The following is a 15,526-nucleotide window of genomic DNA, read 5'->3' as shown; positions in this document are numbered from 1 at the left end:
TCTCAAGCCATCCCAAGAGAAGGAGCCAACCATGACCATAGAGATCCAAGCCCCCTACAGGTTGATCCTGGCCGACTCCCCGCAGCAGGTCATGGCGCTGCAAGTTTATATCCAGGCCGCCTACACCCTCGAATTCAACGCCCGCATCCCCCATTTTCTGCCCTGCCTGCTCGGGCTCTACCGGGCCGATGGGGTGCTGGTCGGCGCCTGCGGCCTCAACCAGGCCTGCAACGGTGAGGGCGAGCAGCCCCTCTATCTGGAGCAGTATCTGGAGCAGCCCATCGAGGCCGCCATCGAAACCCGCCTCGGGGTGCGTCCGGCCCGCAGCCGCATCATCGAAGTGGGCAACCTGGCCTGCAGCGAGCCGGGCAATGCCCGCCTGATGTTTGCCGCCCTGTGCCGGCTCTTGTGCGACAACGCCCTCGACTACGTGGTGTTCACCGGCACCGCCAAACTGCGCAACAGCTTTGCCCGGCTGCGCCTCAACCCGGTGGAGCTGGCCCCCGCCCAGGCCTATCAGGTGGGGGAAGACGCCAGCGCATGGGGGGAGTACTACCGCTGCCAGCCCAAGGTGATGGCCGGGGACATCAACCAGGGGCGCGAGGTGCTCGCCCAGAGCAGCCTGCTGCTCAACCTGCTGGGGCCCATGCCCATGCTTTTTAACCAGGCTGGCCATGACAAGAGGTGCGCCCAATGAGCCTGTTCGACGCTATCGCCCGCCACGCCAGCCTGACGCCGCACCAACCGGCGCTGCAAGGCAGCCAGGGGGAGCTGGATTACCAGACCCTGTGGCAGCAGATCCAGCACCTGGCCGACCGCCTGCGGCAAGCCGGCATTCGCCGCCTGGCACTGCAGCTCGACAACGGCCTGCCCTGGGCGCTGATCGATCTGGCCTGCACCCGGGCCGGCATAGTGGTCATCCCGGTGCCCCACTTCTTCAGCCCGGCCCAGCAGTCATGGCTGCTGGAGAGCAGCGGGGCCGATGCCCTGGTGGGCCCCGAGCATGAGGGCTGGCAGGCCGCCGCCCCCCTCATCCTGATGACGGGCAGGCCGGATGAACAGGCGCTGCCCCTGTGGCGCCGCATCCCGGCCAGCCTGCCCGAGCTACCGGCGGGCACCGCCAAGATCACCTATACCTCGGGCACCACGGGCCAGCCCAAGGGGGTCTGCCTCTCCCTTGCCCAGATGACCTCGGTCTGCGAGTCCCTGGCCCTGCGGGTCGCCCCTGCCCGGGTCGAGCAGCACCTGACCCTGCTGCCCCTGGCCACCCTGCTGGAGAATCTGACCGGTCTGTACGTGCCGCTGCTCACCGGCGCCTGCAGCCGCATCCCGTCCCTCGGCGAGCTTGGCTTCACCGGCTCCAGCACCCTCAACCCGGCCATGCTGGGCCAGGCTCTGGCACGCTGGCCCAGCCACAGCCTGGTGCTGGTGCCCGAGCTGCTGCGCCTGCTGCTGGCGCTGTGCGCCAATACCCCGGCCCTGGCCGAGCGGCTCAAGGGGCTGCGCTTCGTCGCCGTCGGTGGCGGCAAGGTGGCCCCCGAGCTCATCGCCCATGCCCGCGCCCTGGGGCTCCCTGTCTATGAGGGCTATGGCCTGTCGGAATGCGGCTCTGTCGTGGCGCTCAACGGCCCGGACGCCGACCGTCCGGGCAGCGTCGGCCGCCCCCTGCCCCACTGCCGGGTATCGATCGCCGCCGACGGCGAAGTCATGGTGAGCGGCAGCGCCATGCTCGGCTATCTGGGGGAAGAGGCGCCCGCCATCCCGCTCATCGCCACCGGTGATCTGGGGCGGATCGACGAGGATGGTTTTCTCCACATCACGGGGCGCAAGAAGAACGTGCAGATCACCGCCTTTGGCCGCAACTTCTCCCCCGAATGGGTGGAGGCCCAGGCCCAGCTCTGCCCGGCCATCGCCCGCATCGTGATCTTCGGTGACGGCCAGCCCGCCAACGTGGCCCTGATCCAGCCGCTGCCGGGCACCCAGTTCCAGCTGGCCGAGCAGATTGCCCGGCTCAACCAGCAACTGCCCGACTACGCCCGCATCCATCACTGGCTGCCGGTGGCGCTGGATCAGCACCCCGGCCTGCTGACCGCCAACGGCCGCCCCCGTCGCAACGAGATTTATCACCACTTTTCCCGGCAGATCGACCAATGCCTGACCCAAGGCCTCACAGGAGAGACCTCATGAGCTTCTACCAGACCCTGCAACAAGCCACCGCCTGCGAGCGCGAGCACCTGTTCAACGCCCCCATCATCGAGGCCTGCCGCCGCGGCGACATCAGCCGGGAGACCTACCTCGCCTTCCTGGCAGAGGCTTACTACCACGTGCGCCACACTGTGCCGCTCCTGATGGCTACCGGCGGCAAGCTGGGACAGGAGTACGAATGGGTGCGCGGCGCCATCCGGGAGTACATCGACGAGGAGTACGGCCACCAGGAGTGGATCTTAAGCGACATCCGCGCCTGCGGCGGTGACGCCGAGGCGGTGCGCCACGGCCGGCCCGGCCTGCCCATCGAGCTGATGGTGGCCTTCCTCTACGACCAGATCCAGCGCGGCAACCCCATGGGCTTCTTCGGCATGGTACAGGTGCTGGAAGGCACCAGCGTCGCCATCGCCCTGACGGTGGCGGACCAGCTCAAGCGCGGTCTGGGCCTGCCACCCCAGGCAATGAGCTACCTGAGCTCCCACGGCGCCCTGGATCAGGAGCACCTCAAGTTCTTCGAGTCCCTGATGAACCGGGTGGAAGACGTCGCCGATCAGGCGGCCATCATTCACTCGGCCAGGGTGGTCTACCGCCTCTATGGCGACATGCTCCATCAGCTCACGGGATCCTGCCAATGAAGCTTGAAGGGAAACGCATACTGCTCACCGGCGCCAGCGGCGGCATAGGGGAAGCCCTGGCCATGGAGCTGGCGGCCCAGGGGGCGCACCTGCTGCTGCACGGACGCCGGGCCAGCGCCCTGGAGCGCCTGCGCAAGGAGCTGCCTCACTCGGAGCGCCATCAGACGGTGACCGCCGATCTGGGCTCGCCCCAGGAGCGGGCCAGGCTGTTGCAGCACCCGGCGCTGGAAGAGGGGCTGGATGTGCTGATCAACAGCGCGGGCTGCAACCAGTTCGCCTGGCTGGAGGATCAGAGCGGCGAGCAGGTGACGCGCCAGCTGCAGCTCAACATCGAGGCGCCCATCCAGCTCACCCGCGCCCTGCTGCCCCGGCTGCGCAAGCCCGCCGTCATCATGAACATAGGCTCCAGCCTCGGGGCCATCGGCTATGCCGGCTACAGCGTCTATTGCGCCAGCAAGTTCGCCCTGCGCGGCTTTAGCGAGGCCCTAGGGCGGGAGCTGGAGGGCACCGGCATCAAGGTGCTGCACTTTGCCCCCCGCGCCACCCGCACCCACCTCAACTCCGAGGCGGCCTACGCCATGAATGCGGAGCTCGGCACCCGGACCGACAGCCCCCAGGACGTGGCCGAGGAGGCCGTCATCGCCCTGTGCAACGAGACGCGCCGCCGCTGGCTTGGCTGGCCGGAGAAGCTGTTCGTGCGGCTCAATGCCCTGTTACCCGCCCTGGTCGACCAGGCGCTGGCCAGACAGCTGCCCGTCATCGAACGCCATGCCCGCCACCCCGCCCCCCTGGCCACAGATCACGGGGACAACTCCACCTGTGCCACGAACGAGAAGGAACATTGAGATGAAACACGCCACTTTGCGCCCCCGATTTGGTCACAGCCTCCTGCTGCTCGCCCTGGCAAGCAGCCTGGTTCAGGCCGCCGATGCCCTGCCCACCATTCAGCAGCAGTGGGCCCACTGCCAGTATCAGGAGACCGGCAAGGCCAAGGAGAGCTGCCTGGAGGCCCTGAGCGCCCAGGCGGATCAGGCCAGTGCCAAGGAGGCCTTTCGCACCGATCTGCTGATCTGGTCCGCCATCGTCAAGAGCACCTGGGCCGGCGCCAAGGGCGGCCTCGGGGCCCTCAGCCTGGTGAAGGAGGCCAAGGCCAGGCTGGAGATCGCCATCAAGCAGGATCCCAAGGCGCTGGAGGGCTCCGCCTACACCAGCCTGGGTTCGCTCTACTACCAGGTGCCGGGCTGGCCGGTCGGCTTCGGGGATGACGACAAGGCCGAGCAGTTGCTCAAGCAGGCGCTCGCCATCAACCCCAACGGCATCGATCCCAACTTCTTCTACGGCGACTTCCTGCTGGATCAGGGGGACAAGGCCCAGGCGAAGCGCTACCTGGACAAGGCCCTGGCCGCCCCGGCCAGACCGGGCCGCGAGCTGGCGGACGAAGGGCGCAGGACGGAAATCCGCGAGCGTCTCGCCAAGCTATAAACGCAAGCAGATCAGTGCGCTATTTAAACTCTGCCCACCAACTTGCATACTGGTGGGCAGCGTCATTTGAGGGAGAGAACAATGCGGATCCTGTTGGTGGAAGATGATGTGATGCTGGGGGATGGCATGGTGGATGCCCTGCGCAGCAGCGGCTACACGGTGGACTGGCTGCAGCAGGGGCTGCCCGTCCTGTCGGTGCTCAAGAGCGAGGAGTTCGCCGCCTTAATCCTGGATCTCAACCTGCCGGACATCGACGGCATCAGCCTGCTGCGCAAGCTGCGCCGGGAGGGGCAGACGCTGCCGGTGCTCATCCTCACCGCCCGGGATGCCCTGGACGATAGGGTGCTGGGGCTGGATGCGGGCTCCGATGACTACATGGTCAAGCCCTTCGCCCTGCAGGAGCTCAACGCCCGCCTGCGCGCCCTGGTGCGCCGCAGCAAGGGGCAGGCCCAGGCGGTGCTGGAGTATGGCGACATCCTCATCTACCCCGAGTCCCAGCAGGTCACCTATCAGGGGGAGGTGGTCAGGCTGACCCCCCACGAATACAAGCTGCTGCAGGAGCTCATCACCCAGAGCGGCCGGGTCCTGAGCCGGGATCAGCTGCAGCAGAGCCTCTATGGCTGGGACGAGGGGGCCGAGAGCAATGCGGTGGAGGTGCACATCCACCACCTGCGCAAGAAGTTCTTCCCCGAGCTCATCCGCAACATCCGCGGCGTCGGCTACATAGTGCCGCAGCCAGATACCCCGGGCAGCAGAGGGATGCCCGCCCGATGAGTCGCGTCCGCTCCATCCGCCGCTTCCTGCTCTCCGGCATCCTGGCCCTGGTCAGCGTCAGCCTGGCCGTCAGCGGCCTCATCGGCTACCTGGAGGCCAACCACGAGATGGAGGAGCTGTTCGATGCCCGTCTCGCCCAGTCCGCCCGCATCACCAACCAGCTGCTCAGCCGTTATCTGAAGCAGCGCGGCGAGCTGCCCAGCAACGGGGCCGTCTACCAGGAGTGGGAGCAGGCCGTGCCCGACGACCCCCATCAGGAGAAGCGCAGCTTCAGCCAGCTGGGGCGGGACAACGAGTTCACCCCCTACGGCCACGAGTTCGAGCGCAACCTCACCTTCCAGCTGCTCGACGAGCAGGGCAACATACTGCTGCGCTCACCCAATGCGCCGAGTCAGCCCCTGGCCACCCTGGAGCGCGGCTTCGGCAGCGAGACCAAGGATCACCACGAGTGGCGCACCTTCACCCTCTACAACGAGGATGAACACACCTGGCTCATCGTCGCGGAGCGGGATGACGAGCGCGGAGAGCTGGCCAGCAAGATGGCCACCCTGACCATGCTGCCGCTCTTCATCACCCTGCCCTTTCTGCTCGCCCTGCTGTGGTGGCTGGTCACCCGGGGGCTGGCCCCGCTGCACCAGCTGACCCAGGCCATAGGGGAGCGCCATCCCGCCAACCTGAGCCCGCTCAACCTGGCCATCAAGGCCGAGGAACTGACGCCCCTGGTGGCGGAGATCAACCGGCTGATGCATACCCTGGCAGACACCATAGAGCGGGAGAAACAGTTCACCAACGAGGCGGCCCACGAGCTGCGTACCCCGCTCGCGGTGCTGCGCATCCACAGCGAGAACGCCCTGGCCGCCGAGGATGAGCAGAGCCGGGAGCAGGCACTGCGCAAGATGCTGCTGGCGCTCGATCGCAGCGACCGCCTGATCCGCCAGCTGCTGACCCAGGCCCGCATCGACAACCAGCAGGCCCCCGCGCTCGGCAAGCTGGATCTGAGTCTGCTGTTGCAGGGCACCCTGGCCACCCTGGCCCCCATCGCCCTGAAGAAGGATCTGCAGCTCTCACTGGAGGGGGACGAGCATCTGCAGGTGATGGGGCAGGCCATGTTGCTGGAGCTGATGTTTGGCAACCTCATCGACAACGCGCTGCGCTACACCCAGGTGGGCGGCGAGGTCGCCGTGGTGATCAGCCAGGAGGGCAACAGGGTCAGGGTGGATGTGCGGGACAACGGCCCCGGCATCCCCACCGCCGCCCTGTCGCGCCTGTGCGAGCGCTTCTTCCGGGTCAACCCCCAGCAGGGGGACGGGGTGGGCCTTGGCATGGCCATAGTCCAGCGCATAGTGCAGCTGCACGGCGCGGATCTCGACATCCACAACCGGCCAGAGGGGGGGCTTGAGGTGAGCGTGCTGCTGCCCGCCCCGCCGCGCCCGGCATAGGTGGCGCAGGCCTCAGCAAAGAAAAAGCGCGGGGGCCCAAGCCCCCGCGCACCATAGATGATCCCAACGCGGCCTTCCTAGCCGCAGCTCGGCTGCACCGTGAAGGTGCGGGAAGAGTCCACCGGCCCCAGCTCCGCCAGCAGGCGACGACCCAGCAGCACGGGATAGATCATGTCGCTGCGATCCCGCAGGGTGAACCACTCCTTGTAGACCTTGTCACCGACACAGATGGACATGGTGACCGTGGGGCGCTCCTCCATGCCACCGGCGCCGCGCACCGTCACGCTGCGCTCCACCGGCCGCTCCAGGGTCTGGCGCACCTCCTTGTCGGTGTTGGCATCGGTCAGTGCCAGGGTGAAGCGCACCCAGGGCTTGCCGTCACGCTTGAAGTGGTGCAGCTCCCGTGCATCCAGCGAGGACGTGAGGGCGCCGGTATCCAGCTTCATCTTGACCGCCACCCCACCGGGCATGAGCACGCCCTTCTCTATCCAGCCATAGACGGTGGGGGCGGCCCAGGCGCCCGATGAGAGGCAGAGGCTGGCCAGCAGCAACCAGCCGGCTTTGTGTGATACGGACAATGTGTTCTCCTCGTCGAAGCGGGCCCACGCTGGCCCTCTGCGCCAGAGTGGGCAGCACGCAGGCCCCTGTCAACTGACAAACGCGGCTCAGGCGCCCAGAACCCGGGCTTCTGGCGTTCACGGCATGGGGGATCCGACAGCCGTTGACTCTGAGGCAGGGGCAATAAAGAGGGGAGAGAGGGGCCATGGCGAGGTGCTGGATGAAGCTGGTGGCCAACCTCGGGTTGTGACGCCAAAGGCTACCACAATGATGAGCGAATTATCAGTCTTGTTCTGGCGGGATTTTTGCCTAGACTGTTGTAAACCGGAGGCCTTGAAAACCTGCGGTTTTTTTGTGCCTGCCGAAAATAAGCCACTGCAAAGTGACGTTCACAAGGCTCAATAAGGAATTTGCAATGCGTATCGAAGAAGACTTGAAGCTCGGTTTCAAGGATGTCCTGTTTCGTCCCAAGCGCTCTACCCTCAAGAGCCGTTCCCAGGTCAGCCTGACCCGCCAGTTCACCTTCAAGCACACCCGGACCCAGTGGCAGGGGGTGCCCGTCATCGCCGCCAACATGGACACCGTCGGCACCTTCGCCATGGCGCGCACCCTGGCGGGCTTCGAGATGATGACGGCGGTACACAAGCACTACAGCCTCGCGCAGTGGCAAGCCTTCGTGAACGACACAGATCCGGCCCTGCTCGGCCATGTGATGGTCTCCACCGGCACCTCGGAAGAGGACTTCATCAAGACTCGCCAGATCCTCGCCATGTCCGAGGCACTGCGCTTCATCTGCGTGGACGTGGCCAACGGCTACTCCCAGCACTTCGTCGAGTTCCTGCGCAAGATCCGTGAAGCCTGCCCGAACCACGTCATCCTGGCGGGCAACGTGGTCACCGGCGAGATGGTGGAGGAGCTGATCCTCTCCGGCGCCGACATCGTCAAGGTGGGCATAGGCCCGGGCTCGGTCTGCACCACCCGGGTCAAGACCGGCGTCGGCTATCCGCAGCTATCCGCCATCATAGAGTGCGCCGATGCGGCCCACGGCCTCGGCGGCCAGATCGTCGGTGACGGCGGCTGCACCTGCCCGGGTGATGTGGCCAAGGCGTTCGGCGGCGGCGCCGACTTCGTGATGCTGGGAGGCATGCTGGCGGCCCACGAGGAGTGCGGCGGCGAGGTGGTGGATGTCGATGGCGCCCCCTTCATGAAGTTCTACGGCATGAGCTCCTCCAGCGCCATGGACAAGCACGCCGGTGGCGTCGCCGAGTACCGTGCCTCCGAGGGCAAGACGGTGCTGCTGCCCTACCGCGGCCCGGTCGAGAACGCCGTGCGCGACATCCTTGGCGGCGTGCGATCCACCTGCACCTATGTCGGCGCCAGCCAGCTCAAGGAGCTCACCAAGCGCACCACCTTTATCCGGGTCCGCGAGCAGGAGAACAACGTCTACGGCAAGGAGTAACCTGCCGCAGCCACCGTCACGCGCTGACGGTTAGAAGCCAAGTCACCGGTGTGCTACCCTGCGCACCGGTTTTTTGCATCTGGAACCCCGAGCCATGACAAGCCCCCTGCCCCCCTTTGACTGGGACATCTTCTGCACCGTGGTGGACAACTTCGGCGACATCGGCGTCACCTGGCGGCTGGCCCGCCAGCTGGAGCGGGAGGGGCATGGAGAGGTGCGACTCTGGGTGGACGATCTGGCGAGCTTCGCCCGCATCTGCCCGGGGCTGGATCCCGCGCGGGATCGCCAGTGGGTTGAGGGAATTCACATCCAGCGCTGGCAGGGCCCCCTGCCAGCGGATGCCATCCCGGCCAAGGTCGTCATAGAAGCCTTTGCCTGCGAGCTGCCCGCCCCCTTCATCGAACGCATGGCCGAGCAGAGCCCGCCCCCCTGCTGGATCAATCTGGAGTATCTCTCGGCGGAGAGCTGGGTCGAGGATTGCCACGGCCTCGCCTCCCCCCAGCGGGTGGGTAACCAGAGTCTCAACAAATACTTTTTCTTCCCGGGCTTCACGGCTAAAACCGGTGGCTTGCTGTGCGAGCAGGGGCTCATCGCCGAACGGGAGCGGTGGCAGCAGGATGAGGCTGGCCTTGCCGCCTACTGGGCGAGCCTGGGGCTGTCGCCCAGGGCGCAAGACGAGCTGCGGATCAGCCTCTTCACCTACGAGAGCGAGGCGCTGAAAAGCCTGGTCCAGTGCTGGAGCCAGGGCGCCACCCCGGTCACCCTGCTGCTGCCCATGGGGCGCGCCCTCCCCGACGTGCTCAGCGGCGCAGGGCTTGAGAGTGCCATCGGCACGGCCCGGGCGGGGGATCTGCTGCAATCGGGCCAGCTCGCCATCAAGCTGCTGCCGATGACGAGCCAGGCGGGCTACGATCGGCTGCTGTGGAGCTGCGATCTCAACCTGGTGCGCGGCGAGGACTCCTTCGTGCGGGCCCAGTGGGCGGCACGGCCCTTCCTGTGGCACATCTATCCCCAGGACGATCAGGCTCACATTGCCAAGCTGGATGATTTCCTCGATCACTATCTGGGGGCGCTGCCCGCCGATGGCGGCCAGTGGCTGCGCGCCTTCAACCATGCCCTCAACCATGGGCAGGATGTGCGCGAACTCTGGGCCCAATGGCCGCAATTCGGTACTATTTGGCAACAACATGCGCGAAGCTGGTCACAGAAGTTGCTTGCCGATGGGGATCTCGTCACTCGGCTGGTGAAATTTTTAGAAAGCCGTATATAATCTGGCAGTTTTTATCTGCCCGTATACGAACAGGAATTTTTACATGAAAACCGCACAGGAAATCCGCGCTGGTAACGTCGTCATGATCGGTACCGAGCCGATGGTGGTCCAGAAAGCCGAATTCAACAAATCCGGCCGTAACTCCGCCGTGGTCAAGATGAAGCTGAAAGGCCTGCTGAACGGCAGCGCCACCGAGACCGTATTCAAGGCCGACGACAAGCTGGAAGTCGTTCAGCTGGAGCGTAAAGAGTGCACCTACTCTTACTTCTCCGACCCCCTGTATGTCTTCATGGACACCGAGTACAACCAGTACGACGTCGAGAAAGACAACCTGGGTGACGCCCTGAACTACATGGTTGACGGCATGGAAGACATCTGCGAAGTGACTTTCTACAACGAGAAAGCCATCTCCGTCGAACTGCCGACCACCATCGTTCGCGAAGTCGAGTACACCGAGCCGGCCGCCCGTGGCGACACCTCCGGTAAAGTGACCAAGCCGGCCCGCCTGAAAGGCACCACCTACGAGCTGGCCGTTGCCGCCTTCGTAGAGATCGGCGACAAGATCGAAATCGACACCCGCACCGGCGAGTTCAAGCGTCGCGTCAACTGAGTTGACGGCTTCACGCCCGTGTTGAAAAAAGCGAGCCCCAGGCTCGCTTTTTCTTTATGGGCACCGGCCCTGCGATCATTCAGCCCCGGTCAGTGACAGCGGCCCGCCCATTGAGGGAGAATTCCCCTGCCCCCTTTCGTCTCGCGCCGATTGGGGCTACACCATGAAGTCAGGTTCTTCCTTCGCCACAGGCTCCCTATGACATCTCATCAAAAACTCCTGCTGTTGCTGCTCACCCTGGTCCTGCTGGTGCTCTCCGGCTGGCAACCCTATGACAGGGTCACCTGGCTGCTGGAAGTCGCCCCCGTGCTCATCGTCGTGCCGCTGTTGCTGCTGAGCCAGCGCAGCTACCCCCTCACCAGCCTGCTCTACTTGTGCATCTTCCTGCACGGGGCCGTGCTGATGCTGGGGGGCGCTTACACCTATGCCCGGGTGCCGCTCGGTTTCGATCTGCAGCAGTGGTTCGATCTCAGTCGCAACCCCTATGACAAGATTGGCCACTTCTTCCAGGGATTCGTGCCCGCCCTGGCCTGCCGCGAGATACTGCTGCGCGGCCACCACGTGCAGGGCAAGAAGATGCTGGTGTTTCTGGTGATCTGCGTGGTGCTCGCCGTCAGCGCCAGCTATGAGCTCATCGAGTGGGGCGCCGCACTGGCACTGGGTCAGGGCGCCGACGAGTTCCTCGGCACCCAGGGGGATCCCTGGGATACCCAGTCCGACATGTTTTGTGCCCTGGTGGGGGCCGTCAGCGCCCTGTTGCTGCTCTCCCCCCTGCACGACCGCCAGCTCGGCAGGCTTGCCCGGCCCTGAGCCCGTCGAGGGAAGGGCTTGCCCCTTCCCTCTTTCTCGTGGATTCCCCCGACCCCCTTCAGAAATCCGGCACGCCGCCGCTAACCCAGTCAACCGGGGAGCGCATCATGGCCAGATTATCCTTACCACTGCTGTTTTTGACCCTGCTGGCGAGCACCACCTTGCCGGCCAACGAGATCTCGCCCCCAGCCCCGCTCGATCACTGGCAGGAGAGCGACTGGAAGGGGATGTCTGACAGTACCCGGATCGACAAGCAGCGGGTGCTCTTTGCCAAGCACGACGGCGACAGCTACCTGGGGCTCGCCATCCTGCTGCCGGACTGGCAGCGCAGCGGCCAGCTGTGGCAGCTGACCCGGGAGCTGGGGCGACTCGGCTTCGACACCCTGCTGCTGCTCCCCTCCCCCCAGCAGACAGAGCTGGATCCGGCCTCCGAGAAGAAGCAGGAGAACATTGACGCATTTCGCCAGCAATTTGCCGAGCGCATCGTCAAGCTAGGTGACGCCAAGCTGCAGGAGGGCGGCTTCAAGCTGCTGCTGGCGCAAGGCACCAGCGCGGCCTGGGCCGCCAACCTCATCACCAGCGAACAGTTGCCCGCCCCCGATGCCCTGGTGCTGCTCGACGGTTTCTTTCCCAACCAGCTGAGCAACCAGACCCTGGCCAAGCAGGTGGCCCAGGCCAGCATTCCCACCCTGGATCTCTATCAGGAAGACGGGGGGCGCTGGCCCCTGCTGGCGGCCGAGGCGCGCCAGAGCGAGAGTCGCCGCAGCCACAAGCTCAACTACCGCCCCTATGCCCTGATGGCACTGGACGAAACGCCGGGGCGCATCCAGGGCTGGCTGACCCATCTGGGCTGGATCTGACCCGAACTGCTAGAGAGCATGGAGTTGGGCCATCCGGCCCGTCTGCATCCGTGCTGGTCAGCCGCCCCCCATCTTTGGCATCATGGCGACTCCCACGCGGCAGCGAACGGCAGGAGGCTTCATGCAGCAAATCGTGTTTCTCGACAGTGACACCCTGGACGCCGGCATCAATCTGCGTCGCCCCGATTTCCCCCATCACTGGCAAAGCTACCCCGAGACGAGACCGGAACAGGTGGTGGAGCGGCTCAGGTGCGCCAGCATCGCCATCATCAACAAGATCCGCATCGGCAAGGACGAGCTGGCCCAGCTGCCGGAGCTGCGCCTGATCGCCCTGGCGGCCACCGGCAGCGACAACCTGGATCTGGAGGCGTGCCGCGCCGCCAATGTCGCCGTGTGCAACATCCGCAACTATTCGGGCCCCTCGGTCCCCGAACACGCCATGGCACTGATGCTGGCCCTGTCACGCAACCTGTTCGCCTGGCACCAGTCCCTGCAAGAGGGGCGCTGGCAGCAGAGCGGCCAGTTCTGTTTCTTCGATCACCCCATCATGGATCTGCACGGCAAGCACCTCGGCATCATAGGCAAGGGCACCCTGGGTCAGGCCCTGGGGCAGCGGGCCAGCGCCATCGGCATGGAGGTCTTCTATGCCCAGAGCCAGGTCGGCGCCCCCGGGGATGAAGACAGACTGCCCCTGGAGGCCCTGCTGCAGAGTTCGGATGTGATCAGCCTGCACTGCCCGCTCACTCCCTACACCCACCACCTCATCGGGGAGCGGGAGCTGGCCATGATGAAACCGGGGGCCCTGCTCATCAACGTGGGCCGCGGCGGCCTGGTGGACGAGCAGGCCCTGCTGGAGGCGCTCGGCAACGGTCGCCTCGGCGGTGCCGGGTTCGACGTGGCAAGCGTGGAGCCGCCGCCCCCCAACCACCCCCTGATGCAGGCGCTGCGTTACCCCAACTTCATCCTGACGCCCCATGTGGCCTGGGCCAGCGAGGAGTCGATGCAGCGCCTCGCGGATCAGCTGATCGACAACATCAACGCCTTCGCCCTCGGCAGGCGCCAGCACCGACTGGTCTAGAGGACGGACACGAAAAAGGGGCCCCTGGGCCCCTTTCTCTCTCCTGGCAGATCTCAGTCGTCGTCATGCCATCTGTGCTTGCGGTGCTTCTTGTATTTCTTGTGGTGCTTGTGATAGCGCCTGTCGTCGTAATAGCGTTCGTTCTTGCTCTCGTGGCTATCGCCGGTTCTGGCACCGATGGCGGAGCCACCGGCCCCGCCAATGCCGGCGCCGATCAGCTGGCCCGTGCTGCCACCCACGCTCTTGCCGATGGCGGCGCCACCCAGGGCACCGACGGCGCCACCCAGGGCAGCCTCATTCTTGTTGCCCCTGTCGGCCGTCGCCGCACCGCCCGCCGCGCCGCCGACGGCGGCCCCCACCAGGGCGCCGGTGTCGCCCCCCAGCTGCTTGCCTATCATGGTGCCCGCCACCCCGCCGACACCGCCGCCGAGTATGGTGTTGAGGGTCTCGGACGCCTGCGCCTGACCATTGCCCAACAGCAGCGCGCCCAGCAGCGCCACCGCGCTCATGCCGTATTTGTTCATCTCCATGGGGTACTCCTGTCAAACCTGATGTCTGATTGATTATTTTTCCCTGCACTATACAAAGCGCCCCGGACTCCGCTACCGGGATTACGGCGTCTTCGCCGACAGGCTGACTGTCTCTCCTTCGCGACATTGCCCAATCACATGGGCTAACCGACTGAAAATGAATTAAAAAAAAAGGTCACATGGGAAATTATCCCCACCGTGACCCCTTTCCCGGCCATTCAGGCCCTTTTTCTCCCGATGGCGGTCAGACAGATACTGTCACTACAGCCCCTTTGGAGGGAGGCGAAGTGGCGGACAGATGCCAGCAGTCCCGTCCCTGCCGCTTGCTCTGGTACAGGCACTCGTCCGCTCGATCGAGCAGGGCTGCGGCGTCATCCGGGTAGTGTGCTCCGCCCGCACTCAGGGTGATGGACTCCTCAAACTCGCGCCACTGCAGCGCCCGCACCCGGGCCAGCAGACGGGTCAGGCGATCCTCGACCTCCTCCCGCTCCCAGGGCAGCAGGGCCGCGAACTCATCCCCCCCGATGCGGTAGACCTGGGCCTCTCCCAGGGTTCTTGCCATGATGGTGGCCACCCGGAACAGCACAGCATCCCCCACCCCGTGCCCCCAGCTGTCATTGACGCGCTTGAAGCAATCCACATCAAACAGCACCAGCCAGTGGGGCCTATCCTCCTGCGCCAGCCTGGCCCTGTCCTGCTCGAAGGCACGCCGGTTCATGATGCCGGTGAGAGGATCGTGCAGCAGGGCATCCTGCCCCTGCAGCAGGCTGTTTCTCACCTGATGGATCTCCCCCAGGCTGCCGTGCACGAACCAGGTGCGCTGGCGCAGCTGGATCTCCATCAGCGCCTCATCCTGAACGAGGCCGCTGAGGGAGCGCTGCACCAGGGTCTGCTCCTGACGAAAGATCCGCACCAGAAACAACAGGCTGCACAGCCAGATACCGAGCAGCGCCAGTGCGGGCAGCACCACCATCAGCAGGGTATCTTGCAGGTTGCCATGAAAGTGGGCGGGGGGCAGATAGATGTTGAGATCCCAGTCGATATCCGACAGCGGCTGCTTCAGGTAGCAGCCCTCCCGGATCACGTTCAACACGGCGCCCTGGCTCGGCGTGCCGGACACCGCGGGCAGCAGTGACAGATTGTGCCCGACCACCAGCCGGCCGCCCTTGCGCTCTGTGATGTAGATGGCGGCCTGATCGCTGCCCATCGCCCGTCGCAGCGCCGCCTGCAGCGAGTTGAACGACATGTCGACCATCAGCAGGCCCAGCAGCTGCCCCTCGTCATCCTTGACCCGCTTGATCAGGGTCAGGACCTCTGCGTTGCCGCCGAACTCCTGGTAGGGACCAAACCAGACCAGTTCGTCGCTGTCGCTGGCCAGGGTCTGATACCAGGGGCGCTTCTGCACCTGGTAGCCGGTCGGCATCTGCCAGTCGGGATAGCTGTCGAAACGGTCGAAGCGGGTGTTGTAGAAGTAGAGGAAGTGGGCGTCGTGCTTGAACTGGTGGGCTATGGCCCAGATCCCGTTGATGGCCGAGCCGCCCCTCGCAATGGCCTGCTTGTCCAGGGACGCTTCCAGCACGCCGAGCTGCCGTCGATTGGCCAGCACCATCTCGTGGATCAGGGTGGCATCGATGGAGGTGAGCATGTGGTTATAGCCGGCCAGGGTCTTGTCGATGCTGCGCAGGTAGCTGGTCGCCGCCAGCAACAGGGTGGCGACCAGCACCAGGGCACCGAGCAGAAACGACAGCGGCGTCAGTATGTAGTAGCGTTCCTTGATGATGGTTGCAGCCATGCCACTCTCTATAAAATGTCGTGT

At 65.3% G+C, this 15,526-nt stretch carries 16 protein-coding genes; 13 read left to right on the top strand and 3 right to left on the bottom strand.

Features of this window, described 5'->3' with window-relative positions; genetic code table 11:
- Nucleotides 1-31 precede the first annotated feature (31 nt).
- From HB860_RS03445 to HB860_RS03415, 7 genes are all read left to right on the top strand, one after another.
- The gene (locus HB860_RS03445) at nt 32-697 is read left to right on the top strand and encodes a thermostable hemolysin (protein ID WP_247625749.1); all 666 of its coding nucleotides are present in this window, start codon (nt 32-34) and stop codon (nt 695-697) included.
- Nucleotides 694-2,187 carry an AMP-dependent synthetase/ligase gene (locus tag HB860_RS03440; RefSeq protein WP_247625748.1) on the top strand — a complete coding sequence of 498 codons (1,494 nt, stop codon included), beginning with the start codon at nt 694-696 and terminating at the stop codon, nt 2,185-2,187. Before HB860_RS03445 ends, HB860_RS03440 begins: the two co-directional genes overlap by 4 nt.
- Complete coding sequence (locus HB860_RS03435) at nt 2,184-2,840, top strand: TenA family transcriptional regulator (protein ID WP_247625747.1); 657 nt, start codon at nt 2,184-2,186, stop codon at nt 2,838-2,840. The genes HB860_RS03440 and HB860_RS03435 overlap by 4 nt, the downstream gene beginning before the upstream one ends.
- Nucleotides 2,837-3,685, top strand: a complete 849-nt coding sequence (locus HB860_RS03430; protein ID WP_247625746.1) for an SDR family oxidoreductase — start codon at nt 2,837-2,839, stop codon at nt 3,683-3,685. The genes HB860_RS03435 and HB860_RS03430 overlap by 4 nt, the downstream gene beginning before the upstream one ends.
- 1 nt (nt 3,686) lies before the next feature.
- Nucleotides 3,687-4,322: a tetratricopeptide repeat protein gene (locus tag HB860_RS03425; protein ID WP_139435762.1), complete on the top strand. Its 636-nt coding sequence runs from the start codon at nt 3,687-3,689 to the stop codon at nt 4,320-4,322.
- A gap of 81 nt (nt 4,323-4,403) precedes the next feature.
- Nucleotides 4,404-5,096 (top strand): response regulator, encoded by a 693-nt coding sequence (locus HB860_RS03420; RefSeq protein ID WP_247625745.1) that lies wholly within the window; start codon nt 4,404-4,406, stop codon nt 5,094-5,096.
- A complete protein-coding gene (locus HB860_RS03415) occupies nt 5,093-6,535 on the top strand; it encodes an ATP-binding protein (protein WP_247625744.1) in 1,443 nt (480 codons plus the stop codon). Before HB860_RS03420 ends, HB860_RS03415 begins: the two co-directional genes overlap by 4 nt.
- Nucleotides 6,536-6,612: 77 nt before the next feature.
- Here the strand turns inward: HB860_RS03415 and HB860_RS03410 are convergent, their stop codons facing one another.
- Complete coding sequence (locus tag HB860_RS03410) at nt 6,613-7,113, bottom strand: ATP-dependent zinc protease family protein (RefSeq protein ID WP_139435768.1); 501 nt, start codon at nt 7,111-7,113, stop codon at nt 6,613-6,615.
- 395 nt (nt 7,114-7,508) lie between these two features.
- Here HB860_RS03410 and HB860_RS03405 point away from each other — a divergent pair, with 395 nt between their 5' ends.
- From HB860_RS03405 to HB860_RS03380, 6 genes are all read left to right on the top strand, one after another.
- Entirely contained in the window at nt 7,509-8,552 is a 1,044-nt protein-coding gene (locus HB860_RS03405; protein WP_247625743.1) for a GMP reductase, read from the top strand.
- 94 nt (nt 8,553-8,646) lie between these two features.
- Nucleotides 8,647-9,822, top strand: a complete 1,176-nt coding sequence (gene earP, locus HB860_RS03400; protein ID WP_247625742.1) for an elongation factor P maturation arginine rhamnosyltransferase EarP — start codon at nt 8,647-8,649, stop codon at nt 9,820-9,822.
- Between the two features lie 43 nt (nt 9,823-9,865).
- On the top strand, nt 9,866-10,432 hold the full coding sequence (gene efp / locus HB860_RS03395; protein WP_011707002.1) for an elongation factor P: 567 nt from the start codon (nt 9,866-9,868) through the stop codon (nt 10,430-10,432).
- A 198-nt stretch (nt 10,433-10,630) separates the two neighbouring features.
- Nucleotides 10,631-11,242 (top strand): DUF2238 domain-containing protein, encoded by a 612-nt coding sequence (locus HB860_RS03390; protein WP_247625741.1) that lies wholly within the window; start codon nt 10,631-10,633, stop codon nt 11,240-11,242.
- A 107-nt stretch (nt 11,243-11,349) separates the two neighbouring features.
- On the top strand, nt 11,350-12,102 hold the full coding sequence (locus HB860_RS03385; protein WP_247625740.1) for a DUF3530 family protein: 753 nt from the start codon (nt 11,350-11,352) through the stop codon (nt 12,100-12,102).
- Nucleotides 12,103-12,223: 121 nt separating this feature from the next.
- Entirely contained in the window at nt 12,224-13,180 is a 957-nt protein-coding gene (locus HB860_RS03380) for a D-2-hydroxyacid dehydrogenase (RefSeq protein ID WP_247625739.1), read from the top strand.
- A 53-nt stretch (nt 13,181-13,233) separates the two neighbouring features.
- On the opposite strand, the gene HB860_RS03375 is transcribed toward HB860_RS03380, so the two are convergent.
- A complete protein-coding gene (locus tag HB860_RS03375) occupies nt 13,234-13,710 on the bottom strand; it encodes a glycine zipper domain-containing protein (protein WP_139435782.1) in 477 nt (158 codons plus the stop codon).
- A 244-nt stretch (nt 13,711-13,954) separates the two neighbouring features.
- On the bottom strand, nt 13,955-15,502 hold the full coding sequence (locus tag HB860_RS03370; protein WP_247625738.1) for a sensor domain-containing diguanylate cyclase: 1,548 nt from the start codon (nt 15,500-15,502) through the stop codon (nt 13,955-13,957).
- Between the last annotated feature and the right edge of the window lie 24 nt (nt 15,503-15,526).

The sequence above is a fragment of the Aeromonas genomosp. paramedia genome (genome assembly GCF_023093515.1).
Classification (GTDB): Bacteria; Pseudomonadota; Gammaproteobacteria; order Enterobacterales; family Aeromonadaceae; genus Aeromonas.
Note: the sequence above shows the minus strand (reverse complement) of the source record. Positions and strands in the feature narration are given on the sequence as shown.